17 protein-coding genes and 1 riboswitch are annotated in these 24603 nt (G+C 44.1%); of the genes, 3 read left to right on the plus strand and 14 right to left on the minus strand.

Annotation, left to right across the window (positions count from 1 at the left end):
- Position 1: 1 nt before the first annotated feature.
- Positions 2 to 439, plus strand: coding sequence for a PH domain-containing protein (locus G596_RS0114105; RefSeq protein ID WP_022762481.1), 438 nt, complete (start codon positions 2 to 4; stop codon positions 437 to 439).
- A gap of 46 nt (positions 440 to 485) precedes the next feature.
- Here G596_RS0114105 and G596_RS22295 read toward each other — a convergent pair whose 3' ends face one another.
- The 12 genes from G596_RS22295 to G596_RS0114165 all read right to left on the minus strand — a co-directional run bounded on the left by G596_RS22295 (position 486) and on the right by G596_RS0114165 (position 15062).
- Positions 486 to 1616: a D-alanyl-D-alanine carboxypeptidase family protein gene (locus tag G596_RS22295; protein WP_022762482.1), complete on the minus strand. Its 1131-nt coding sequence runs from the start codon at positions 1614 to 1616 to the stop codon at positions 486 to 488.
- Positions 1617 to 1622: 6 nt separating this feature from the next.
- Positions 1623 to 2687 carry a tetratricopeptide repeat protein gene (locus G596_RS0114115; RefSeq protein ID WP_022762483.1) on the minus strand — a complete coding sequence of 355 codons (1065 nt, stop codon included), beginning with the start codon at positions 2685 to 2687 and terminating at the stop codon, positions 1623 to 1625.
- Positions 2688 to 2735: 48 nt separating this feature from the next.
- Complete coding sequence (locus tag G596_RS0114120; protein WP_022762484.1) at positions 2736 to 3110, minus strand: RidA family protein; 375 nt, start codon at positions 3108 to 3110, stop codon at positions 2736 to 2738.
- Positions 3111 to 3140: 30 nt separating this feature from the next.
- Positions 3141 to 3383 (minus strand): hypothetical protein, encoded by a 243-nt coding sequence (locus G596_RS0114125; RefSeq protein ID WP_022762485.1) that lies wholly within the window; start codon positions 3381 to 3383, stop codon positions 3141 to 3143.
- A gap of 12 nt (positions 3384 to 3395) precedes the next feature.
- Positions 3396 to 4700 carry a GDSL-type esterase/lipase family protein gene (locus G596_RS23955; RefSeq protein ID WP_022762486.1) on the minus strand — a complete coding sequence of 435 codons (1305 nt, stop codon included), beginning with the start codon at positions 4698 to 4700 and terminating at the stop codon, positions 3396 to 3398.
- A 24-nt stretch (positions 4701 to 4724) separates the two neighbouring features.
- Positions 4725 to 5999, minus strand: coding sequence for an MBOAT family O-acyltransferase (locus tag G596_RS0114135; protein WP_196805231.1), 1275 nt, complete (start codon positions 5997 to 5999; stop codon positions 4725 to 4727).
- 109 nt (positions 6000 to 6108) lie between these two features.
- The gene (locus G596_RS0114140; RefSeq protein ID WP_022762488.1) at positions 6109 to 7521 is read right to left on the minus strand and encodes a tetratricopeptide repeat protein; all 1413 of its coding nucleotides are present in this window, start codon (positions 7519 to 7521) and stop codon (positions 6109 to 6111) included.
- 33 nt (positions 7522 to 7554) lie between these two features.
- Positions 7555 to 7722, minus strand: coding sequence for a hypothetical protein (locus G596_RS25275; protein WP_022762489.1), 168 nt, complete (start codon positions 7720 to 7722; stop codon positions 7555 to 7557).
- A gap of 46 nt (positions 7723 to 7768) precedes the next feature.
- A complete protein-coding gene (locus G596_RS22310) occupies positions 7769 to 9169 on the minus strand; it encodes a bifunctional folylpolyglutamate synthase/dihydrofolate synthase (protein ID WP_022762490.1) in 1401 nt (466 codons plus the stop codon).
- 10 nt (positions 9170 to 9179) lie between these two features.
- Positions 9180 to 11852, minus strand: coding sequence for a valine--tRNA ligase (locus G596_RS0114155; protein ID WP_022762491.1), 2673 nt, complete (start codon positions 11850 to 11852; stop codon positions 9180 to 9182).
- Between the two features lie 492 nt (positions 11853 to 12344).
- Entirely contained in the window at positions 12345 to 14753 is a 2409-nt protein-coding gene (locus G596_RS0114160; RefSeq protein WP_022762492.1) for an ATP-dependent DNA helicase, read from the minus strand.
- A gap of 78 nt (positions 14754 to 14831) precedes the next feature.
- The gene (locus G596_RS0114165) at positions 14832 to 15062 is read right to left on the minus strand and encodes an HPr family phosphocarrier protein (protein WP_022762493.1); all 231 of its coding nucleotides are present in this window, start codon (positions 15060 to 15062) and stop codon (positions 14832 to 14834) included.
- Between the two features lie 271 nt (positions 15063 to 15333).
- Here G596_RS0114165 and asnA point away from each other — a divergent pair, with 271 nt between their 5' ends.
- Complete coding sequence (asnA, locus tag G596_RS0114170) at positions 15334 to 16344, plus strand: aspartate--ammonia ligase (RefSeq protein WP_022762494.1); 1011 nt, start codon at positions 15334 to 15336, stop codon at positions 16342 to 16344.
- 98 nt (positions 16345 to 16442) lie between these two features.
- A riboswitch (TPP riboswitch) is annotated at positions 16443 to 16545 on the plus strand.
- Positions 16546 to 16608: 63 nt separating this feature from the next.
- The gene (gene thiT / locus G596_RS0114175; RefSeq protein WP_022762495.1) at positions 16609 to 17301 is read left to right on the plus strand and encodes an energy-coupled thiamine transporter ThiT; all 693 of its coding nucleotides are present in this window, start codon (positions 16609 to 16611) and stop codon (positions 17299 to 17301) included.
- Positions 17302 to 17315: 14 nt separating this feature from the next.
- On the opposite strand, the gene addA is transcribed toward thiT, so the two are convergent.
- Together addA and G596_RS0114185 are read right to left on the minus strand one after the other, a co-directional pair.
- Entirely contained in the window at positions 17316 to 20996 is a 3681-nt protein-coding gene (addA, locus tag G596_RS0114180; RefSeq protein ID WP_022762496.1) for a helicase-exonuclease AddAB subunit AddA, read from the minus strand.
- 1 nt (position 20997) lies between these two features.
- A complete protein-coding gene (locus G596_RS0114185; RefSeq protein ID WP_022762497.1) occupies positions 20998 to 24588 on the minus strand; it encodes a PD-(D/E)XK nuclease family protein in 3591 nt (1196 codons plus the stop codon).
- Positions 24589 to 24603 lie beyond the last annotated feature (15 nt).

The raw sequence follows: 24603 nt of genomic DNA on the forward strand, positions 1-24603 counted from the left end.
AATGGCAAAGATATCTAATCCCGCACAGAATGAGGCTTCACTTACAGCAAAAGGCGAACTTCAGTACAAGGAGTACGGAAGGCTTCTTCTTTTCGGTATCCCGTGGCCTTTTAAACGATATGAGGTTTATGACAACGAGATGACAATCATTTCAGGTTTTCTGAGCATCAAGGAAGATGATTGTTTCATGTACAAGATCACTGACGTAGAATTATCGCGTTCATTTTTCCAGCGCCTGGCAGGACTTTCCACCATCACGCTCTTCACCTCCGATGTAACCGACAAGACGATCGTGATGAAGAACATCAAGCACGGCCGCGAGATCAAGGATTTCATCAATCAGGAATCCGAGCGCGCCCGCCTTCGCCGCCGCACCGTCAACATGCAGAATATCGGCTTCGACAATGATGGCGATGGAAATATAGATGATTTAACTTAAGTCGTAGAATACGTCCCGGGATATGACAACTTCCGGGGCGTATTATTTATTTCATATATTTAGTATATATCTCTACCTGGTCGTAGATGCAGCGCCAGGAGCTCCAGGCGTTGGCGGATACGCATATGTAGTGACCGCCGCTGTTTGAAACAGTATAGCTTGCTGCGCAGCAGCCGGACTGATTAACGAAGCCGGTTTTCGCGCACATTACATTGCCGCCCGTATCCTTATCCTCGATCCTTCTGAGGAACCAGTTGGATATTGTTATGCCCTCTGGATGCTGCTCAGTTGCGGAAGTTGTGTACTTATGGGCTGACAGGATTTCTCTCGCCAGGTCATTTTCCACAGCGGCCTTCATTATCATCGCCATATCCGTAAGAGTACAGTAATGATCCTCATCATAGATTCCGACACAGTTGGTGAAATGCGCAGAGCCGGAAAGTCCAAGCTCATCCAGTTTTGCATTCATCATATCCACAAAAGCTTCATGAGAACCCGCAACATAATTTGCAAGCGCAAGACCTGCATCCGCACCTGAAGGAAGAATAGTACCGTACATCAGGTCTCTCACGGTAACGGTCTCATCCACATCGAAGCCCACAATACTGCAGTCATTTGAAAAGGTGAAATCCGTGATGTCCCTTGTAATGGTGTAGGTGTCATCAAGATTTTCTACATGCTCTGCTGCCACCAGAATTGTGAGTATTTTGGTCATGGATGCGGGACATATCCTTACATCGGCTGCTCTTTTCGCAACAACCTCTGCCTTGTCCACATCTATAAGGACCGCATTTTCACTAATCACTTCTTCGCTTACTATATCAGCGGTCGAATCCGTGGTATTGACGGTGTAACCCGGTGCAAAGCTCGCAACCTCCGGGGAGAGCTCTTTAACCTCTACATCAGGCTCGGGTTCAGGCTCAGTCTCCGGCGCTACTTCCTGTGGCTGTTCCGGAGCTACCTCCTCCTGCGGAATTTCCTCCTGAATTGTAGATAAATCCGCAGCATCCTCCGTCGTTTTATCCTTATGTAACACTAAAAAAATCACAGAAATAACAGTTATCAATATCAGAGTCGCCGCAACACCGATAATTACCGGTGTGTGTATTCTTTTCTTCTTGGGTTTTCTCCTGATATAATAACTGCTATCCAAATTTCTATATTTATTATTACCCAATACTAATTACCTTGACGAAAGGAAAATCTCCTCTCTCTCCGCATCCTTGTCATCCGGATACGCCTTCCTGTATTTTTCCATTAAAGTTTTTGCCTGCGCATAATTGCCGGCATACTCATAGGCAGTTATCTCATTCATGAGAAGCGCCCTGCTGTATTCGTTGTTACCAAGCGCAAGACCGGCTTCAAATGAATTCACTGCACTGTCATAATCCCCAACATATGTCTGACACAGTCCAAGCTGATTATAAATATCAGGGTGATCGGGATCCTCTGCCAAAAATGTCTTATAAACGCTTATGGCATAGTTGTAGTCTCCCTGCTTTTCTCCTGTCTGTCCAAGCAGCAAAACCACCGGTGCTTTCTGCGCATCTCTCTCATTTCTTGCGAGCTCGAGATAGCTCTGTGCATCGGCATTATTGCCCAGATAATAGGATATCTGTCCCTTTTCATAATTAGTCATATTAGGGTCAGTGTTATTGAGGCAGGCTTCGAGAATCTCTCTGCCCTCTTCCTCAAATCCGTTAGCTGATAAAGCTTTGTATATCATTATTCTGAGGTCATAGTTGCGAGGTGACAGTGTCATAGCCTTATTAAAATCGGCAGTAGCTCCATCGTGATCACTCATATAAAGTCTCGCCATTCCGCGCATGTAATAAGCATCCTTGTCCTTCTTTCTAAGCGCAAGGATAGCGTCATATACCTTAATGGCCTCATCATATTTTTCCTGTTTTATATAAGTGTCAGCCAGATAGTAATTGGTGTCAAAATCCATATCACCGGGGATTCCGCTTGTGGCTGCAAGTGATTTCAAAAAGTTCTCAGCTGCAGAATCATATTCTCCGAGGGTCTTGTCCAAAAGTCCTTTTGCCCTGTACAAGACTCTGGCGTTTTCCCCCGCCTTCTCAGCAGCATCAAAGCACTGAGCTGCCTCTTCATACTCATGGCTCTCGATATATGCAAGTCCACGATCAACGTTCTTGTGGCTCGCTATGTTTCCACATCCGCTGCCAAAAAGCAGTGCCCCCAACATTACTATCACTGTCGCTGTCATGTTACTGCGTACAGTCATTATCATTCCATCCCTTTAATCCGCTGGCAGTTCTGCCAGCTCATTCGATTATTTTAAATATGCGATGATCTCTACTTCGCAAAGGACATCCTTGGGAAGTTTCTTCACTGCTACGCAGCTTCTTGCGGGTTTGCTGGTGAAGTATTTCTCATATACAGCATTGAAAGCAGCAAAGTCAGACATCTCTGCAAGAAAGCAGGTTGTCTTTACGACATGACTAAAATCGGTGTCTGCTGCCTTTAAGATTTCCCCAATATTTTTGCACACAAGGTCAGCCTGCTCAGAGATGTCACTTCCCTCGATTCCGCCTGTTGCGGGATTGATCGGGATCTGACCTGAAGCATAAAGAAAATCCCCTGCCTTGATTGCCTGTGAATAAGGTCCGATTGCTGCCGGTGCCTTGTCTGTTGATACGTATTCCATACTTTTCTCCTCCGTTAAAAAGTGCATTTTTTATTGTTTATCAGAATCGAACGCGGCTGTAACATAGAAACCGCGGTCGTTTTCCTCTACCTTAAGAACCACTCCCTTGCGCTCGCTCATCCTCTCTCTGAAGGGATAATTAGCTGACATGGCCAGTGAAGGATCTATCGTATAATACACATTACTGGGGAGTTCACCCTCAGTAACGGTAATCTCATCCCCCTCCTTCAACAGCCCGGGGCGTTCCATTTTAAAAACCATTTCTCTTACCATAATCTGTCTTCCTTACTGTGCCGGAGCTTCCGGTTGTGCCTCCTGTGGTTGTTCTGCAGGCTGTTCTGCTGCCTGCTCCGGATTTTCCTGCTGAAGTCCCTGCTGAATCTGCGGAAGATCATTCTCATTTACATAAGCATGTTTTTTCAAATAATCATACCATAATGCGTAAGATTTTGCTTTCAAATGTACGTTATCAAATGAAAGATCTTGTCCAAGCGCACCGTGCTCATCATCCGTAGCACTGTTCATGTCTATGTAAAATACATGCTCGCCGTCAGCCAGCGTGGAAAGTGCCTCATTTCTTGCATTTATTGTCGAGTTTTTGAAAACTCTGTCGCTTTCACTCTTTTTATGAGTTACATGCATTATTCCCTGAATATAAATGATCGCGTCAGGCTGAAGTTCTCTTATTCTTGAAACAACTGCGCCGTAATCGGCAGCAAAACTCTCAGCAGTTCCACTTCCGAGCTCGTTTAAGCCGAGCATTATATAAATCTTGGCAAATTGCTTCCTTGTAAGAGCTTCCTCCACCGTAACCTTCTCTGTAGGAAGGTCTTCTTCGGAGCCCTCATATCCTTCAGGCGGTACGACCCTGGCTGTCACGAAGGGCTTCTTGTTAAAGCCGTAGATAGTCAGTGATACTTTAGCATAGAAGGTTGCACGCTCATCCAGCTCCGGACAATATTCAGACAGTCCCACGGTTCTTGAATCACCAATGAAAAGTGCATCATCAAAATAGGAATCGGGAACAGCTGTCTCGACATAGTTTATGTGTTCCGGTGCAGTAGCTTCCTGAGGTTCCGGAGGTACTGTGTTGTCTTCTGCAGCCGCGGGCGCTGCATTGCCATCACTTACTGCAGCATCGCCGTCGCTAACAGCCGCTGCATCTCCATCACTTACTGCTGCATTGCCGTCGCTTACTGCTGCATTGCCGTCGCTTACTGCTGCATCACCGTCACTAACTTCCGGCGCTGCAGCTTCATCGGATGCTTCCGCCACCTGTTCTTCAGGATTCGCATCTGCCCCCGTATTCTCATCCGATAATCCGGAAGCAAAGTCCTCCTCATCACCGTTATCTATTGTATCATCCAAAGGCATCGGGATTCCAAAGAATTTTGCCTGAATTAGAGATACAAGATAAGGCATCTCCCCGTTCATTATTTTTCGAAGCGGGAAGCTAAGGAGCGGTGCATCTGCAGCATTATATTCAGTTTCATCATACACACTCTTCTGTCCAAGTGCGGCATCCGCAGTAAAAAACAGTGCCACAACAAGAATGCCTACGGACAGGAAGTGCCTGCCAAATTTTTTCATAAATGCTCCAATGTAGCTCTTCTCTTAAAATGAGAAATACAAAAACGGATTGCCGGCCTTTGTTGATACGAAAGCCGCACATATCCAAAACAGAAAAAGCATTACTACCTTTATGTGTAAGTCTTTTCTGTGTTTTTCAAAATAATCGTAAACAGCCGGAATAAGGAATATGAAACCTCCCACGAAAAACGGCCAGTACATCGACAGGAGTTTTACGAGGTCTCCGGGATTTACCGCAATTCCGCTTCCGGAAACAGGAATCATTCTTCCCAGATAATTAAACAAGTCCTCCTTAACAGGAAGGGCAAATATAACCCAAGTTATAGGCACCATTATTAGTACATGGACTCTGCCGATCACTGAGAGAAGCTTTTTATTAAAAGTCCAGACAAACTTCTCGAATATGATCATTATCAAAAGCAGACCTGCCCATACCAGGAAGTTAACTGTAACACCATGCCAGAGTCCGGTGAGAAGCCACACAACAAAGAGGTTTCTTATTGTTAAAAACTTACCCTTTTTGCTGCCACCCATAGGGAAGTAGATATAATCCCTGAACCATGAGCCAAGTGTCATATGCCATCTTCTGTAAAATTCGCCTACTCCTTTTGACGAATAGGGATGATCGAAATTACGCACAAACGGAAATCCCAGCATCACACCGATTCCGGCAGCCATAAGTGAATATCCCCAGAAATCAAAGTAAAGATTCATGGAGAAACATACCACTCCTACCCAGGCGAGAGGTGTTGAAATACTCTCATAGCCGATTGTACCTATCTCATTCCACATCATGGCGAGATAATCAGCGAGAAGTGCTTTCATGGCAAAGCCAAGTGTGAAGAACATAAGTCCCTCTTCAATCTTATCAAGATGCAGACGTTTTCTGAATTTAAAAGCCATAAATTCATCTTCTGTGCCCGATAAAATCTTATTTTTTTCAAAATCGGAATATCTCATGATAGGGCCGGACATAACCTGCGGGAACATTGCAAAATATGCTGCTACCGCAATAATCCCGGGACATTCACGTATTTTTCCCTTATACAGATCTGCCTGATAGCTGACCATTTTGAATGTAAAGAAGCTGATTCCGAGCGGAAGCGTCTGTATATTCCCATAGCTTACAAGGAACTTGAAAGCAAGAAGAAGTATTACATCAGACGCGATAATGAGGAAAAGAAATAACTTACTTTTCTTATGACATTTATATGAGAATAAGATGTTTACCACGATTGCAGCTGCAAAGACCACCATGCTCATGGGGTCTCCAATTGCATAAAATGCAAGACTGCCCACCAGTAGAATCAGTGGACGCAGCCTTGCCGGTAATACATAATATGCAAGTAGAAAAATCGGAAGAAATCTAAATATAAAAGATAAATCCGAAAAATTAATAATATTAGGGTTAATCTGAAGCATTATTAATCTCTGCTAACTTGGTCTCGGCGGAGCTTGCGCTACGTGTATCCGAGAAATCATTCACAACCTGGTCGTATACGACCTTTGCATTGTCAGTGTCGCCGCTTTCATAGTAGGCATTTCCCAAATTATAGAGTGCATCGACATTGGTGTTATCATACTGGAATGCCTTGGATAACAGGCTGATGGCTGTTTCAAAGTCACCATTTCTGTATGCCTCGTATCCTGTATTGTAACTTCTCTTCGAAAGTTCACTACCCACAAGAACCATAAAGGAATTGTAGAGCGCTGTAAACTGCGCGGAAGGTGCTCCTTCCATGTTGTTAAGATCAACTCCCTGCATCTGAGTTTCGATAGTATCCATATCCTCCGGATTTGAAAGATATGCTGAAACCGCAGCCATAAGATCGTTAGGTGCAGAGCCGGTTGTCTCCGTCTCTTTGTAGGAATCAACTTCCGTTTTCAATTCATCAAGCTCAGTAGTGAGGGATGCTATCTGCTGTTCGTATTCACCCATCTTGGCTGATTTGGAATCGGATTCCTCGCTTATAGCAGAAATCTGCTCTCTGAAGCTCGCGTTCATGGACTGAATTCTGGCAGGTAATATCAGATAATATGCCGCCGCCATACCAAGAACAACGCCTAGCACTATTCCCCAGATTGATCCACTCCTTGTAAATACATTGGTGCGAACAGGTTGGATTATTGTTTCGTTACCGCTCTGATAACGGATAACATCACCCTTAACCTTTGCTTTTTCCTCTCCCGACTTGGCTTCCTGAGGATCCATCATTGCCTCAGCTTCCTTAAGATATCTGGCTGCCATAACATTGCCCGTATCAAGCTTCAAGCTCTTTTGAGCTTCAGTCTTAGCCTTGGCATAATTGCCATTGTTCAGATATAAAAGAGCAAGTAAAAGGTGTGCTCTGATAAATCCGGGATTCATCGACAAAACCTTTTTAAGCTGGATTATAGCCATGTCAAGTCTGTCCTGATGACAGTGATTAAGTGCAATATTGAACTTTTTAATAGTCTGGTTGAAAGTCTCCAATCTGGACGGATCATTTCTAACAAGATCCATGTAATCGTCCGCTGCGTTGTCCTCCGGCTTAAGGTTTTTACTTATAACCCATTCGCTCAGAGCAGCAACAACTTCACCACACTCATAATAGACCAGTCCCAAAAGGTTTCTGGCCTGAATATTACTCTTATTAAATTTAAGACTCTGATGCAGTGATTCAATGGCTCCCGAAAGATCACGAATCTCCGCTCTCTCCAAACCATCGTTATAATAGCGGTTGGAAAGCGACATGATCCTTTTGTAAACTTTTACAGCTGCACCACAGTTCGGGCAGAAATCGTGCTCAGTGAGCTCCGCCCCACATTGATAGCATTTCATAATATGAAGTCACTCCCTATTGTATGCAGAGTATCAGTGGATACGTGTCTGACGGCTCATCTCCTCAGCCTTCGCATCCTTTAACAGGCCAACCAGCACGTCGGCCATGTCATCCAGATCCTGATTATAAATAATCTCTTCTGCATCCTCTATCTCGAGGCTAGGACGAAACTTCTTAAGTTCATTCTCAAAATTGATCATTGTAAAGCTCCCAAAGAAACAATCTCATAAGAAAAACAAATATACATCAGTGTCCGGGTAAAATACCCAGTGTCTCCCTCACCTGACCGACAAGATAAAGCGATCCGGCTGCAAATACCACATCTCCGGCTCCGCGCTCGGTTATGATGTCCATAAGAGCATCCCTTACACTTGTATAGTAGGAAAAACGAATATCGCGTTCAATATTCGCATTTCGCATCTCAGATTCAAAAGCGGCACGAAGCTGTGACTCGGAAACGGATCTGCCGGTTTCAAGCACTGAAACACAGACCTCATCAAAAATTCCGCTCTCCAGTATCTGCCTTATCATAAGATGGTATTGTTTGTCGGCAACAGCTCCAAACAGCAGCGTTCTCTTCTTCTCACAGGGTACTTCTCCCGCGCATTCAAGGAAAGCCTCCATACCATCGACATTATGTGCACCATCAACATAAAAGCCCGGAAGAATAAGTTCCATTCTTCCTCCCCATCTGGCCTTTTTCAAGCCATAGCTGATGTCTTCATCTGCTATGTTAACGCCGATATCTCTAAGGGCTCTTGCACACATTATCGCAATAGCGGCATTTTCTATTTGGAATTTTGCGACAGTCTGCAAGCGCAGACCGCAATATTTATCATACTGAGATTCATAAGAAAAATCAATGCAAATATTACCCGCATCATCCGGTGCGGTTTTAATATCCTTCACATAATCAGGCTCTACCTTGTAAACCTTGGCAGATAATTCCTCTGCACGCTTTTCAATAACCTCAGTACTCTCATCACGCCTGTTGCAGAAAACAAGCGGAGTATTGCTGCGTATTATTCCTGCCTTCTCCCCGGCAATCCTTGAAATGGTATTGCCAAGGTATTGCATGTGATCCATGCCTATCTCTGTGATCACGTCAAGTACAGGCTGGTGAATACTGTTTGTGGCATCAAGTCTTCCTCCAAGTCCGGTCTCAAGGACAAGATAATCCACCGGATACTTTTCATATAGAAGCATCGCCATAAAAAACAGAAACTCGAAATATGACGGAAAATCGTCATCGTAATTATATTCTTTTATTTTTCTAAGAAGGTCTCCGAATATCTCGCAGAAAATCGAATCCTCTATGGGTTTGCCGTTTATACAAAACCGCTCCGTTACCTTTACCAGATGCGGTGATGTAAACATTCCTACAGAGAAACCCGCCTGTCTCAAAATCTCCGACAGATAATTGCACACAGATCCTTTGCCGTTGGTACCGGCAACATGGATTATGTGCATTTTCCGGTCAGGACTTCCTATAAATTCCAGGAATTTCCTTGTCTCCTCCACAGAGTGTTTCTCCGTGAAAGCCGGTATCTGATCTACAAAGCGGTCGCATTCGTAGAATCCGAGCCTTTCCCCTGCATCAAGACGCGTAAGCAGCTCATTGATGCTGTTTTTCAACTCTTCCATCATAGTATTATCATCACTTTTTCAGCTGAGCCAGTCTCTCTTCAACCTGTGCGAATGTCTGCTCGTACTTCTTCTGCTTCTCTTTTTCTTCCTCGATCTTCTCAGCGGGAGCCTTAGAAAGGAACTTCTCGTTTGAGAGCATATTCTGTGATCTCTTAAGCTCGCCTTCGAGGCGCTTCTTTTCCTTCTCAAGTCTCTCAATCTCGGCCGAGATATCTACAAGATCTGAGAACGGCATATATATTGTAGCTTCAGCAAGAACCACCGATACAGCATCCTCGGCAATGCCTGCCTTATCGTTCTGGCAAACTGACTCGGAAGCGCTTGCAAGTGTCTCGAAGAAAAGCTTACCTGTACGGAAGATATCAAGAACCTCTTCCTTTTCGGATACTACGTAAACCATGGCTTTTCTTGAAGGAGCAACGTTCATCTGTGTACGGATGTTACGGATTCCTCTTACTGCTTCCTTGATAGTCTCAATAGACTTCTCGTCAGCGGCATAGTTCCACTCCTCCTTGTACTCAGGCCACTTGGAGATCATGATTGACTCCTCTTCGTCCTGAAGTGTGCAGAAGATTTCCTCTGTTACGAAAGGCATAAACGGATGAAGGAGCTTAAGTCCGTCAATAAGTACTGTCTGAAGAGTCCAGAGAACTGCCTCGTGAGATTTCTTATCATCCGAATTGTAGAGGCGGGGCTTAACCATCTCAATGTACCAGTCGCAGAATTCATCCCAGATAAAATCGTAAACCTTCTGAACAGCGATTCCAAGCTCGTACTTATCCATGTTTTCGGTAACTTCACGGATTGTATTGTTAAGTCTGGAAAGGATCCAGTGATCTACAGGCTCAAGTCCCTCAGGTGCGGGCTTGTTGATCGCACTCTTTTCATCCTCGCCCATATTCATCATGATGAAACGTGATGCATTCCATACCTTGTTGGCAAAATTACGGCTGTTCTCAACACGCTCGTTGTAGAAACGCATATCATTACCGGGTGCGTTACCTGTGATGAGTGTAAGTCTGAGCGCATCTGCACCGTAGTTATCGATAATATCAAGCGGATCAATTCCGTTGCCGAGGGATTTACTCATCTTTCTACCCTGAGAATCCCTTACAAGGCCATGGAAAAGAACTGTGTGGAAAGGATATGTTCCCATGTTTTCATAACTGGAGAATATCATTCTGATAACCCAGAAGAAAATAATGTCATAACCTGTTACAAGTACGTCTGTAGGGAAGAAGTACTTGAGTTCCTTAGTATCATGAGGCCATCCAAGTGTCTCAAACGGCCAAAGTGCTGATGAGAACCATGTATCAAGTGTATCGGGATCCTGAGTCAAATGATCATGTCCGCACTTAGGGCAAACTGTGGGTGCCTCTTTTGATACAACTACCTCTCCGCACTTGTCGCAGTAATATGCAGGGATTCTGTGTCCCCACCAAAGCTGTCTGGAAATACACCAGTCACGGATATTGTCGGTCCAGTTGAAATAGGTCTTATCCATTCTCGGCGGGATAAGCTTGATCTCGCCTTCCTTAACAGCCTTAACTGCGGGCTTTATAAGCTCGTTCATCTTTACGAACCACTGAGCCTTGATCATAGGCTCAACAGTGGTGTGACATCTGTCATGTGTACCTACGTTATGAGAGTAGTCCTCGATTTCTACAAGAAGCCCCATCTCATCGAGTTCCTTTACGATGGCATCTCTTGCAGCATATCTGTCCATACCCTCGAACTTGCCACCGTTGGCATTGATTGTGGCGTCATCGTTAAGTATGTTTATCTCCTCGAGATTGTGACGCTTACCTACCTCGAAGTCGTTAGGGTCGTGACCGGGTGTGATCTTAACTACGCCGGTACCGAATTCCATATCTACATAAGAGTCCTCTACAATAGGAAGTTCTCTATTTACAATAGGAAGAAGAACCTTCTTACCCTTGAAGCTCTTGTATCTGTCATCATCAGGGTTTACTGCTACAGCAGTATCTCCAAGCATTGTCTCGGGACGTGTTGTAGCGAACTCGATGAACTCGGTCTTGCTTACTGTTCCGTCCTCATCAATTACAGGATACTTGATATGCCATAAATGACCTGCCTGCTCCTCGTACTCAACCTCTGCATCTGAAATAGAAGTCTTACATACAGGGCACCAGTTTACGATACGGCTTCCTTTATATATGTAGCCTTTCTCATGCATTTTGCAAAAGACCTCTGTAACAGCTTCGTTACAGCCCTCGTCCATTGTAAAACGCTCTCTGTCCCAGTCGCAGGAAGAACCGAGCTTTTTAAGCTGCTGAATAATGGTTCCGCCGTACTCTTTTTTCCACTCCCATGCTCTCTCAAGGAACTTCTCACGTCCGAGGTCTCTCTTATCGATGCCCTCTGCCTTAAGAGTGTCAATGATCTTAACCTCCGTAGCAATGGAAGCATGATCTGTGCCGGGCTGCCAAAGCGCATTGAAGCCCTGCATTCTCTTATAACGGATAAGTATATCCTGCATTGTGTTATCAAGGGCATGTCCCATGTGGAGCTTACCGGTGATATTCGGAGGCGGAATTACAATAGTGAAAGGTTTCTTTGTCTCATCCACCTCTGCATGGAAATACTTGTTATCTTCCCATTTCTTGTAAAGTCGATCCTCAATTCCCTTGGGATCATAGGTTTTTGCCAATTCTTTTCTCATAAAAATATCCTCTTTATCTATATCAGCATATATTGTTCTATGATATTGCAAACACCAGCTTTTTGTCAAATAAAGTCCCCATTATGAAGCATAATTTAGAAATAAAAATGTGAGTAGATTTTGTGTGTGACACTTATGTCATGTACTTAAATAGGTTTACATAGTTTTATTGACTATGTTAGTATCATGTTGATATTTCGATTATCTTTAGCCCAATATCGTAAACCACTCCGAATTCCCATTTTATGCCACTTTTGAAAATAGCATTTTCGGAATATCCCCAATTTCCACAGAGTTATCCACATATACACGAGTGTCATTTTTCTGGTATACGAGGGTCATATTGTATTAATAAGGGCATTATTTTTCAAATAATTCAAACTATTCAGACTATTGTTTGGTTAACATAATATATTTACTTTCTATAATTATGTTAACTATACCCTTTATGCGCTTGAAAAACACCTCGATTTATATGATAGTTTCCATTTTTTATTTGGCTTCTATCCGCTTCCAGAGCGCCTTCACATCATTTTTGACTCTACTGGTCGATGTTCTGATTATCCCCTTCCACTCCCTTGGAAACATCTCATAATATGACCGTTGCAAAAATCTCTCATCAAGAAGAGCTACTATCCCGGCATCAGTTTCCGTGCGTATTACTCTTCCTGCTGCCTGAAGTACTTTATTCATCCCGGGATATCTGTAGGCATAGTCAAAACCATCCTCATCACTAAGCTCAAAGAACTCCTTTATTATCTCTCTTTCGTTACAAACCAGGGGGATTCCTGTGCCTACTATGATAACGCCTATGAGGCTGTCATCCTTCAGATCTATTCCCTCTCCGAAGATTCCACCCATCATACAAAAACCGAGAATGCTTTTGGAAGGCTCCACCTCAATCTCCATGTTGATAATACTTTCAAGGTCAATATCGTTAGCCGGCGAAAAACGGGATAGAAATTCCTCTCGCTCCTCCTCACTCATAATCTCCTGCTGAACAAGGATTTCCTGGGTATTCTCATCATAATATTCCTGCTCAAAAATATATCCTACTTCATCCATGAATACCCTGGATGGAAAGAATATCATGTAATTACCGCTTTTGGCGCTTACAATGGCATCAATATACGCCGCTATTTTCCTGTATTCATTCTCGCTTCTTCTAGTGTATTTGCTGGTGACATCGGAGGCAATCAGCCTTCCGCACCTCGAAGGATCAAAGACAGAGTGCGCATAGATTTCATAATCTTCAGATGTTCCTCCAAGAAGCTTCTTATAGTACTGAATCGGAAGAAGGGTTGCAGAAAACAATATTGTAGATTTAGCCCTCTCCATGCATAGAGAGAGGTTATCTGAAGGATCGGCACACAAAAGTTTAATTCTGAAGCCGTTTTCTTCATCATTTTCCGCAAAAATCACATATTTTTCATTAATTAGTTCATATATTGTCGCAAATCCGGATATATCGAAATAAAACTCGAGAATTTCATCCCTGTACATCCCCTCTGCGTGGTCCTCCAGCCATGAGGATATAACATTGATGATCAGGTTGATCTTCTTTATCAAAGGTGAGATATCATCAAGCACAATGGCTGTCTCGCACTCATCACGATATTTCTCCATCTCCGTGCATATAGAAGCCACGATATTGGCAATCCTCGGATGCACAGCTTTTATCAGGCTCTCAAAGGCCCTTAATACTTCAAGGTTAATCTCCTTGCTGTACATATCCCTTCCTCTGTCCAGCAGATTGTGGGCTTCATCTATCAGGAATATATTCTCTCCCTTATTACCGGCCGCAAAGAATCTCTTCAAATATATAAAAGGATCAAATACATAGTTGTAATCGCAAATAACAGCATCCGTAAAAAGACTGAGATCAAGTGAGAGCTCAAAGGGACACACGCTGTGCTTTTTTGCATAATGCTCAATAGTCTGCCTGTCGAAGCTGTCCGCCTTGGTCAAAACCTCGTAAATACAGTCATTAATCCTGTCAAAATGACCTTCTGCGTAAGGGCAGGCCGCGGGATTACAGTCGCTCTTTTCAATAAAGCATATCTTATCCTTGGCGGTGAGTGTCACCGTCTTGAATTTAAGGTCCTGCTCCCTTCTAAGTATCTCAAAGGTCTCCTCGGCCACTGTCCTCGTGATAGTCTTCGCCGTCAGGTAGAAAATCCTGTCAGCCTTGTCCTCACCGATAGCCTTAACAGCAGGGAAAACAGTACTAATGGTCTTGCCTGTGCCTGTAGGTGCCTCGAGAAAAAGCTTTCTGCCATGGTAGATGGTTCTATACACGCTTGCTGCAAGATCCTTTTGTCCCTCTCTGTAGGGGAAAGGAAACTGCGCTCCCTGTATGGATTTCTTTCTCACCTCATCCCAGGTTGCAAGGTACTCTGCCCATCTGTGATACAAAGAAAGCGTATTTTCAAACCACTCTATAATCTCCGCAGCAGTATGATCTTCCTCAAAAAGCTTTATTTCCTCTGATTCTATATTGCAATAGGTGATCCTGACGCTTACCTTTTCAAGCTCATTTTGCATTGTCAGGATTGCAGCATAGCATCTGGCCTGAGCCAGATGAACGTAGTCAGGCTCCTTTATTTTCTTCAAATCCCTGTAGGTGCCTTTAATTTCATCGACGAGAAGAGGCTTATCCTTCCTCTCCATTACTCCGTCGGCTCTGCCATCTATGGTCAATATGTAGTTAGTATCCGTGTGTGTGTAACTAAGCGGGACTTCCGCCTGATAATCCGACCCCATGCGCTTTTGGATCATGCGGTGTATTCTTCCGCCCTCCTGCATCGCAGTGTCAGGTGCATGATGTATTCTGTTGTCCAGATTGCCTGATCGGAATAGGAACTCGACCAGGGCTCGAACTGAGATTTTAATTTCCTTCATAATATGAAAACTCCCCATGACAGTATATCATGGGGAGCCCATCGTTTCAGATAAAACTTTATGCGCAATGATATATAATTAGCAAGCTACAGCGTGCTCACTAAGATAGTTTTCGAATTCCTTGTTGAACCCACGATAGCGAACTGTAAGCGGGCAGTCAAAGTTAAGGCCAAAGACACCAAGTATAGACTTAGCATCTACTGTAAAACGGTTGTACGAAACGTCTACATCGAAATCGCACTTAGTTGCAGCGCTAACAAAATCCTTTACCTGATTCGGTGTTAATTTGATTACTTTCTTAATTTCCATAGTCTTTAATCTCCTTACAATGAGAAATTATAAATCAAAAAAACGAAAAAATATTGTAGATTTTCTTAGGAATTTCTTAAGACTTTCTTAAAACGATTAAGTTGCGGATATTATGCGTTTTTTTGAGGTTGTTAATTCAAAATTTACTACCATTTCATGGCTCTTTTGGTGTGAATTATTAAAAAACCGCATGAAATGCAAATATTTTGCTTGCATGAAGCGAAAAAAAGCGCTTTAATTTTAAATATATTTTATCGAGAGGAGCATTGTTATGGAAAATCTTATTATTCCCCAGGATTACAAGTCTGCATTAAACCTCCACGACACGCAGGTCGGTATCAAAACAGTTAAGGACTTTTTTCAGAATACTCTTTCTGAGAATTTGAATCTTCTCCGTGTTACCGCGCCCCTGTTTGTTGCGCCCGAGTCAGGACTTAATGATAATTTGAACGGCGTTGAGCGTCCCGTAGCCTTTGATATCCGCGAGGAGAATGAGCGTGAAGCTGAGATAGTTCACTCACTTGCTAAGTGGAAGCGCTACGCACTTAAGAAATACGGTTTCAAGGTCGGCGAAGGTCTTTATACCGACATGAACGCTATCAGAAGAGATGAGATTCCCGACAATATCCATTCGGTATTCGTAGATCAGTGGGACTGGGAGAAGATCATCAGTAAGGCAGACCGCAATTTTGACTTCCTTAAGGACACTGTTCGTACAATATATAAGGTTCTTCGCAAGACTGAGAAGTATATGTCAATTCAGTATGACTATATAGAAGAGATCCTTCCTCATGATATTTTCTTCATCACCTCACAGGAGCTTGAAGATATGTATCCGGGAAAAGATGCCAAGGAGCGTGAATATCTCATCACAAAGGAAAAGGGTGCTGTTTTCATCATGCAGATCGGTGATCTTCTTGCATCCGGCGAGAAGCATGACGGAAGAGCTCCGGACTACGATGACTGGGCATTGAACGGCGATATTCTTGTTTACTATCCCGTGCTTGATATTGCACTTGAGCTCTCATCCATGGGTATCCGTGTAGATGAGGATTCTCTTAAAGAGCAGCTCGAGAAGGCCGGCTGCACAGAGCGTGCAGAGCTTCCTTTCCAGAAGGCTATTTTGGAGAAAAAGCTTCCCTATACCATCGGTGGTGGTATCGGTCAGTCAAGACTTTGCCTCTTCTTCTTAAGAAAGGCACACATTGGTGAAGTACAGTGCTCACTTTGGGCTGAGGATTACACCGACTATGCAAGAGAAAACGGTATACCGCTGTTATAATATCGCTATTTGATTTTCATTGAAAACACCCAATAATTCTGTTGACAAAGATTATGAAATAGCATTAAATTAAATCGAAAACTACATATAAATTATAAATATTTTGCTAGGGGAGCTTTGCTGAGATGGTGTTGAGCCCAACATCGACCCTTATTACTTGAACCGGGTAATACCGGCGTAAGGAAGCATATATATCGCGATGCGGTAAATATGATGAAAATGAAGCCTCCCCCGTGCAGAATAATAAACGGAGGAGGTTTTTATATGTCCCTATTTTTTAAGCTTGTAGACGATACCTACCAGCCCACCTCAGCAGGCTACGGCCTTCTGGTTATGTTATTTATTTTTGCGCTTATAGCTACATGCTTTTTCACAGGAAAAGATCATAAAAATCATTTTTCTGTAAAGCAGCTGGTATTTGCGGCTATGTGCGTTACCCTGGCAATGATCACATCAATGATCAAGATATGGGAGATGCCCATGGGTGGAGCCGTTACACTGTTCTCGATGTTCTTCATTACATTCGTAGGATATCTGTACGGTGTAAGAGCAGGTCTTACTTCTGCACTCGCATACGGACTACTTCAGCTCATCATCGGACCCTATATCATCAGTATTCCTCAGCTCATATGTGATTATATCCTTGCGTTTGGTGCGCTTGGAGTTTCCGGATTATTCTCACGTTTCAAGCATGGCATGAGCTTAGGTTATATCGCAGGTGTTTTAGGTCGTCTGTTCTTTGCAGTACTCTCAGGAGTGATCTTCTTTGGCCAGTATGCACCTGAGGGTATGAGCGCTTTCAGATACTCACTAGTATATAACGGTTCCTACCTCGGAGCTGAAGCAGTGCTCACATTTGCTATTCTCTGTATTCCTGCAGTCAGAAATGCATTCACAAGAATCAAGTATCTTGCAAATGAAGAAGACGTAAGAGAACAGCTTCATCTTGCATCATGATGAGAACTACATAATTACAAATTTATAGTTTCGCCCAGGGTGAAGGAGTAGATTATTCTCTCCTTCACCTTTTTATGTGTGATCCTCTCAAGCGCATCCTCATAGTATTCCAACTGAATTTTGTATCTCTCTGAGAGTTCGCTTCCGTCCTTTACTCTATCAGTCTTATAATCCAGGAGAACGAGTCCATCGTCCTCTTCAAACCAGACGTCAATAATCCCCTGAATAAGAACCTGCTCGGAGTCGGGGAATTTGGAATTAACCTTATTCGCACTTATTCCCATCATAAAGGGTGACTCTCTGTGAAGCCTTCCCAAATCGTGAGCCTTCTTCATACGCTCTCCGATGTCGCTCTTATAAAAGGCAAGTATATCCTTCTCATCCACACTGTCAGAAGCTCCTTCGGGCATTCTGCCGAGAGCTTCCATCTTCTTCATCCAGTTTACAAGGTCACCTGCTCTATCATCAGGAGTCAGATCTCCCTCATCATACAAAAGCTCCATAACTCTGTGGTAGATTGTACCCCTTGCAGCACCTTTAGCCTGTTTCTCCTTTTCGGCGATGAAGGAAGGAACTATCTCTTCTTCGTCAAATATAAAGTGAGTAGGCTCATCCTTTTGCTCCAGCATAGCTTTTTTAAGCTCTGTAACCGTAGTCTTTACATAAAGGCCTTCGAAAGAGTCAAATGCGTAGCTGTCGCCAAATCTCTCACCGAAAAGATCTGCATAGCGCAGTTTCTCCGGACCGGCAGGCATAAGAAGATTATCCAGGCGCACCTTGGCTGTAACATCTCTGTTTATCTCTTCTGCTGTCAGTTCATCCTTAGTCATAACCCTGAAACCAAAGGGGACCTCATCGCTTCTGTTTAACGGATCACAGGACACTCCAACACTCTCGCAAAGCTTCGCATAGTCAGGATGACGGGCAAGTGCCATCAAAACCAGATCAAGATAGCTTCCGGCAGAACTCCTTAGATAATACGGAAGAATGTAGGGCATCTCTCCGGAAAGTGCCTCTCTGTTTCTCAGAAGCATATTCCTTCCTAGCCTTCCTCTAAGGCTTCCTTCAGATGCCTTTTCTTCATCGCCTATCTCTATCTGACCGGTCATAATAAGCTTATCCTTGGCTCTTGTCATGGCAACATAAAGAATACGCATCTCCTCACCGAGAATATCCATCTTCATATTCTCGCCCATGATATTCTTTCTCAGCGTCTTATATTGAATACGCCTCTCGAGATCAATGGCAGGTGCTCCAATTCCATAGTCCATGTCAAGCACAACGGAGTCTTTAGTATCCATGAAGTTAAAGGATTTTGCCATTCCCGAGAGGAAAACAACGGGGAACTCAAGTCCCTTACTCTTGTGGATACTCATTATGCGTACAACATCGGCATTTTCATCAAGAATATTGGCTTCGCCGTAATCCACTTCGTATTTCTCAAGCTGCTCTATATACCTTACAAAATGGAAAACTCCGCTAAAGCTGGTCTTCTCGTAGTCTACAGCCTTCTCCTTAAGCATATTCAGATTTGCAAGGCGCTTCGTGCCTCCCGGAAGTGATGCGCAGTACTCTGCAAAATGAGTGTCGCTTAAAATCGTGCCTATAAGCTCACTTACGGGGAGATATTCGGCCCTCTGCCTGTAGTCTTCTATGAGATTTATAAACGCGCTTATCTTATTCTCCAAGGGCTGAAGCTGTTCGAGATTCTTGCATCTAAGAAGAATATCGTAAAAGCTGTCACCCTCGAAGCCGGTCTTCTCTGTATCCCTGTCGGCTGCCTTAATAAGCGCAAGATCCTCATCGGTAAAGCCGCCTATATCAGAGCGCATCACACTTGCAAGAGGAATATCCTGTCTCGGATTATCCAGAATTCTAAGGAAATTCAGAACCGTCACCACTTCTGTCGCTGAGAAATATCCCGTTCTCGATTCAACATAGGCAGGGATTCCCCTGCTTTCCAGAGTTTTCCTGAATATGTCATCCCAGCCCTTGGTAGTCCTTAGAAGTATTACTATATCTCCGTATCTGACCTTTCTGAAACTGTCTTCGCCCTCAGTTACAACTCCGCTCTCAAGCAGCTCCTCTATTCGCGTCGCTATCATGGAGGCCTCAAGCTCTCTCCCTTCATCAGAGGAAAGGTCTGTTACATCTCCGAGTAAAAGCTCTGTGGCAAAGGGATTCTCCCCCTCCGGCTGCGGAAATGTTCCGCCCACCACAAGTCTGGCATCTTCGTTGTATCTTACGCGTCCTAAATCCTCATCCATTATCTGCTCGAAGATATAGTTTACGCTGTCTAAGACCTCACTCCTACTTCGGAAGTTATTGTGAAGAGAGATCTTCCTCTCCGGCTGTCCCTCTTCCCATGAATACTTCGCCATTTTCTCCATGAAAATCTCAGGTCTTGCAAGTCTAAACTTATAGATACTCTGCTTTACATCGCCCACCATGAATCTGTTATATATTTTTTCTGATTCACCTGAGACTGCAGATAAAAGCAACTCCTGAACATTATTCGAGTCCTGGTACTCATCTATCATAACCTCTTCAAAATAATCCCTGTACTGGGCTGCTCCGCCTTTAAGGATTATTTCAAGAGCAAGATGCTCCATATCTCCAAAATCTATTATCCCCTTCTCTCTCTTCTTCTCATCGAATTCCTTTTTGAAGTTAAGTGCAAGAAGAGCCAGCGTTTTCACGGGCTTTGCAGCAAAAGCCATATGAGCGCAAATAGTCTTTTTATCCTCGGCAAAATATTTCTCTTGAAGCTTCCCTATAAGTTTTTTTGCCTTATCCCTATAGTTCTTTGCAAGTTCTCTCTTATCAGCATTAACAGAATCATCCTTCTTGGTAGAAAGCCTTGCAAAATTCATATTCAAAACCATGGCTCTGACTTCATCGAAAGATTTATCTCCGCTCTGTCTGATTGCAGATGCCTGGTCAAGCTCATTCTCCAAAAGATCTCCAAAAAAGTACGGCCCGTCAGGATCCATAGCAAGTTTAAGGGCTATCCTGTAATACTCTACGCACTCCTCCATAGAGGCTGCAAAACCGGCCAATGCCTTTTTCACAAAAGGTGCACTGTCGAAATCTTCCTCGCTAAGGCTGTAGTCATCTGCCCTCTCAGTAAGCCACTCCTCCGGAAAAGGCATACTCATTGCGTAGTCATAAAGTTTTAAAATAAACTCTTCAACCTTGTCGTCCCTACTTCCTGTTGCAAAATATTCCATACATTCAAGGAAGTCGGGATCCGCCTCTTCATATTTCTCCTCCAGAAGTTCCTCAAGAACATCCGCCTTCAGGAGTTTCATCTCTCCCTCGTCTCCAACCCTGTAGGAGGGATCGAGATCGATATCATTGAAGTTATTCCTGATTATGTACTGGCAAAATGAGTCAATAGTGGTAATCTGCGCTCCGTGAACCAGCGTCTCCTGTCTCTGAAGGTGAGCATTATCCGGATCCTCGGCGAGCTTTTTCTGTATTGCCGCCAGTATTTTTTCCTTCATAGAAGCCGCAGCAGCCTTGGTGAAAGTTACCACCAGTAGTTTATCTATATCTATCGGGTTATCGCCCGTTATACGCTGTATAATGCGTTCTACAAGCACAGTAGTCTTACCGGAGCCCGCCGCTGCGGAAACCAGTACATTCGAATTTCTCGCATCTATTACAGCTTGTTGTTCAGGTGTAAATCCCATATCAAACCTCCGATGCAATACGCTGCATCACTTCATCGTCTTTCATCTTTGGGAGTTCCCTACAGGAATATCCCGGAATGCCCTGCTCAAATCCGCAGACAGATTTGAACCTGCAGTACTTGCACGCCGTATTGTCTCCCTGAGAATAGGGGTTAACCTCTATATCCCCCTTTAAAATATTTCTGCCACTCTTCTTTATAAGGTGACTTACATACCTGGAAACCTGCTCAAAGTCATCGGCACTCATGACATCCGAGCCGTTCTTTGCGAAACTCCCGTCCTTATTGAACTTCACAGGAATTACATCAGACTTCTGCCCGGCCTCATGATCCAGAAGATCAATAATCTCCCTGTCAGCCTGCACAAGTCCCCTTGTACGAAGCTCCTCCCTAATCATTGCGTTGACCTCTTCGCCTGTGGCATCCGGATTCACCTTCTCCCCGTCGAGAACGGGATCTGTCAGATGATAATACAAAATAGCTGCCGGAACCGCTTCCTTCCCACGATTCTTAGCCTCTGCCATTCCTCTTGCCACATTCATATACATGACAAGCTGAAGCTGCAATCCATAATATAATGCACACAGATCAAACTTCTTATTACCCGATTTAAAATCTATTACCTTGATATAGACATGGTCAGCATCCTCATAGGTATCTATTCTGTCGATGCTTCCCGTTAGCTTCATGCGCTGCAAAATCCTGCCGCGCTCATCCTCTGTCAGGGCGATATTGATTGCATCGATCTCACCCGCTTCATCGAAGGAAGTCTCCATGCTCCTTGGAACAAAAGAACCCTTCTTAAGCTGATACTGGAGCGTATCAACACTTCTGAAAAGGATACGCTTTATCCTCTGCATCAGATATTCATTTCTCTTCGTGCTCTCAAGGATATTGCCGTTATATCCATCGGTAAATTCGGTGAGAGCTTCCTCCATTATCCGCTCTCCGTCCTCCTTGGAAAAACTGTCCCAGGAAAGATTTTCCTCCTCCAGCTTTTTCGAAAATTTCTCCAGGGCGCCATGGAAAACGGTACCGAGATCTGCCTGATCAAAGGTGAACTCCTCACGCTCATCAAGCCTCAGACCATACTGAAGGAAATGTGCATAGGCGCACTGAGCATACTTCTCAAGTCTGCTGACAGAGTTGACAAGGAAATTCCCATACAGCATCGATGCCACAGCATCGGAAAGGGGCTTATGATCGTATCTGACGCCCGCTGCCTCCACCATTTTAAGTAGTCTCTCCCTATGACCCGAAAGAGCGTTAAACAGCCCGCAGAAGGCATTCTCCTCTTCCTCGTTCATATATCCTCGCGAGTAGTCCTGAATGTGCTCTGCGATGTAATCAAGGCCATTTCCGGCCGTCTGAATAATGTCACCCTCTGCTCTGTCATCAAAGCGCTCGGTAACCACTCTGGGGAAAAGCGCCGTTATCTTGCCTATAAGGTACGCCGGTCTGATACTCTTACCATCCGGATCAAGATGTGCAAAGGACAAATAGAGTCTCTCAGAAGGCTTCGTCAGGTTCATGTACAGATAAAGTCTCTGTATATACATCTGCTGCCTGGGCGTAGGCGCAAGCTCAATACCTGTCAGAGAATCAGCAAGGAACTGCCTCTCGATATCCGAGATAATGCCGCCCGTTCCCGCCGCCTTCGGAATCAGGTCATCATTAACTCCAAGAAAGAACAAGGTCTTAACTTCCTTAAGTCTCGTCCTCTCGATATCTCCGACAACAATTCTGTCTACGCTCTGCGGAATGGTACCGATCTCGATGTCCGAAAAGCCCACATCGAGAATCTCCGCATATTCCTTCCAGGCGATCTTCTCATCGCCCATAAGCGCAGTCACCTGATCAAGGAGTGCTATTACCTTGCGATAAATAACGGAATACTCCTTTGCCCTTATCTCATCCCCCTGCCCTCGAAATCTATTCTCAAACTCCGCCATTTTCCCCTGGGCGCCAAGGCCTGTCAGGAACTCATAGAGAGCGCGGGAATAATCAAGCACCTTCTTCCCCTCAGCGCAAAATAAGGGCGCCAGTGCCTCCACTGTTTTTTGTCTCAGGGAATTCAAATCACTCAGGTATGCTTTTTTCTGCTCCTCGATTATATTATTTTCACTGTCCTTTTTATTGGACATTTTGAGTTTCCTCATTATCTGTCCGGGTATACGTTCAAAGTCAGTCTCCCATCCCTTTATTCCGCGGATACCCAGGGCACGAACATAGTTCTCAAGCCTGTCCGTCTCATTTGCCGTAAGAGGTGACAATCCGCTGCGCAGAAAATGGAACACAGACTCATAGCTATACCTGGAAGTCACAGTAAGAAGCGCACTTCTTATAGCTTCAATAAGGGGATTCAGCTTGATATTACCGGTCTGGTCCAGATAAATCGGGACCTCATACTTCCCGGCTTCATTGCTGATCACCTCGCCATACCTTTCAAGGCTTCCGCACACTATGGCAAAATCGCGATAGTGCAGCTCTCCGTTTTCCCTAATGAGCTTCCTGATCCTCGATAAAACCATCTGAACCTCGCGGCTTACCGTGTCCGCCTCGAGAATACCAATACTTGTGCACTTTGCAGTTTCACCTTCCTGCGAATCTCCATTCTCCGAAACTCCATACTTAGCATTTCCGTATCTGAAAAGATGCTTCTCCAAAAATGTGAGCTCCGGATTTGATGCATGCCTTCCCTTCTCAGTGTTTTTCAAAAAGACATCGCGTGAGTTTTCGTTCCTATAGGCTGCCCATCTCTCAAAATCAGGCACAGTAGAAGGATCCGAGCTTTTTTCATTTTCATATTCAAGGCGCAAAAGGTCATGAACTGTCTTCTTCGTAAGTAAAAACAGCTCCTGTTCCTCATTCCTGTCATAGTTATAGGGATTGTCCTCCTGTCCGAGAGTAAAGGAAAAGATAACCTCTGATGATAATCGCTGTATCTCGGCAATAACCCTGTACTGAATCGGTGTAAAGCCGGTGAAACCATCAAAGGCAATCACACTGTCGGCGATAAGCTTCGATGATGGAAGCGCCCTGCAGAGGACATCAAGAAGCTCCTCCTGGGCGATATAATTTCCCTTGATGTATTTTTTAAATTCGGAATAAAGGAGCCTTAAGTCCGAAAGCTTGGCCTTGAGAGCGCCTTTGTTCCCGCAAACATCCATAATATCATCCAGCATCTCCGATTCGATGCCATACTGCATAAACTCGGAAACAGTGGACTTCACTTCATCTATATAGCCCATCTTGTGCATACTTCCGCCTATTATGGGGAGATCACTTTTTATCTCCTCCGCAACATGCCTAAGCACAAGGCTTTTACCCATATCATCAAGCACCTTCTCATGGCTCTCTCCGACCTCCTCGAAAATACGATGGGAGAGTCTGGAAAAGCTGACAACATCAATATTCATGATGCCGTGGTCAGGGTGCTGTTTTACAATATCCATCTGCGTCTGCATGGTGAACTGATCAGGAACCACGATAAGAAAATTCCTGTCAGGCTCAGCAATACTTCTCTCAATTATTTCTTTCCTCAGGTGATAGCTTTTCCCCGCTCCCGAGGCGCCAAAAATAAAACGCAGCATGTCAATAACTCCTTC

It is taken from the genome of Butyrivibrio sp. AD3002, assembly GCF_000420905.1.
Classification (GTDB): domain Bacteria; phylum Bacillota; class Clostridia; order Lachnospirales; family Lachnospiraceae; genus Butyrivibrio.

Coding starts and splice junctions, on each gene's coding strand:
- G596_RS0114105 (WP_022762481.1), top strand. CDS start 2: ATGGCAAAGATATCTAATCCCGCACAGAATGAGGCTTCACTTACAGCA.
- G596_RS0114115 (WP_022762483.1), bottom strand. CDS start 2,687: ATGACTGTACGCAGTAACATGACAGCGACAGTGATAGTAATGTTGGGG.
- G596_RS0114120 (WP_022762484.1), bottom strand. CDS start 3,110: ATGGAATACGTATCAACAGACAAGGCACCGGCAGCAATCGGACCTTAT.
- G596_RS0114125 (WP_022762485.1), bottom strand. CDS start 3,383: ATGGTAAGAGAAATGGTTTTTAAAATGGAACGCCCCGGGCTGTTGAAG.
- G596_RS23955 (WP_022762486.1), bottom strand. CDS start 4,700: ATGAAAAAATTTGGCAGGCACTTCCTGTCCGTAGGCATTCTTGTTGTG.
- G596_RS0114140 (WP_022762488.1), bottom strand. CDS start 7,521: ATGAAATGCTATCAATGTGGGGCGGAGCTCACTGAGCACGATTTCTGC.
- G596_RS25275 (WP_022762489.1), bottom strand. CDS start 7,722: ATGATCAATTTTGAGAATGAACTTAAGAAGTTTCGTCCTAGCCTCGAG.
- G596_RS22310 (WP_022762490.1), bottom strand. CDS start 9,169: ATGATGGAAGAGTTGAAAAACAGCATCAATGAGCTGCTTACGCGTCTT.
- G596_RS0114155 (WP_022762491.1), bottom strand. CDS start 11,852: ATGAGAAAAGAATTGGCAAAAACCTATGATCCCAAGGGAATTGAGGAT.
- G596_RS0114160 (WP_022762492.1), bottom strand. CDS start 14,753: ATGAAGGAAATTAAAATCTCAGTTCGAGCCCTGGTCGAGTTCCTATTC.
- G596_RS0114165 (WP_022762493.1), bottom strand. CDS start 15,062: ATGGAAATTAAGAAAGTAATCAAATTAACACCGAATCAGGTAAAGGAT.
- asnA (WP_022762494.1), top strand. CDS start 15,334: ATGGAAAATCTTATTATTCCCCAGGATTACAAGTCTGCATTAAACCTC.
- thiT (WP_022762495.1), top strand. CDS start 16,609: ATGTCCCTATTTTTTAAGCTTGTAGACGATACCTACCAGCCCACCTCA.
- addA (WP_022762496.1), bottom strand. CDS start 20,996: ATGGGATTTACACCTGAACAACAAGCTGTAATAGATGCGAGAAATTCG.
- G596_RS0114185 (WP_022762497.1), bottom strand. CDS start 24,588: ATGCTGCGTTTTATTTTTGGCGCCTCGGGAGCGGGGAAAAGCTATCAC.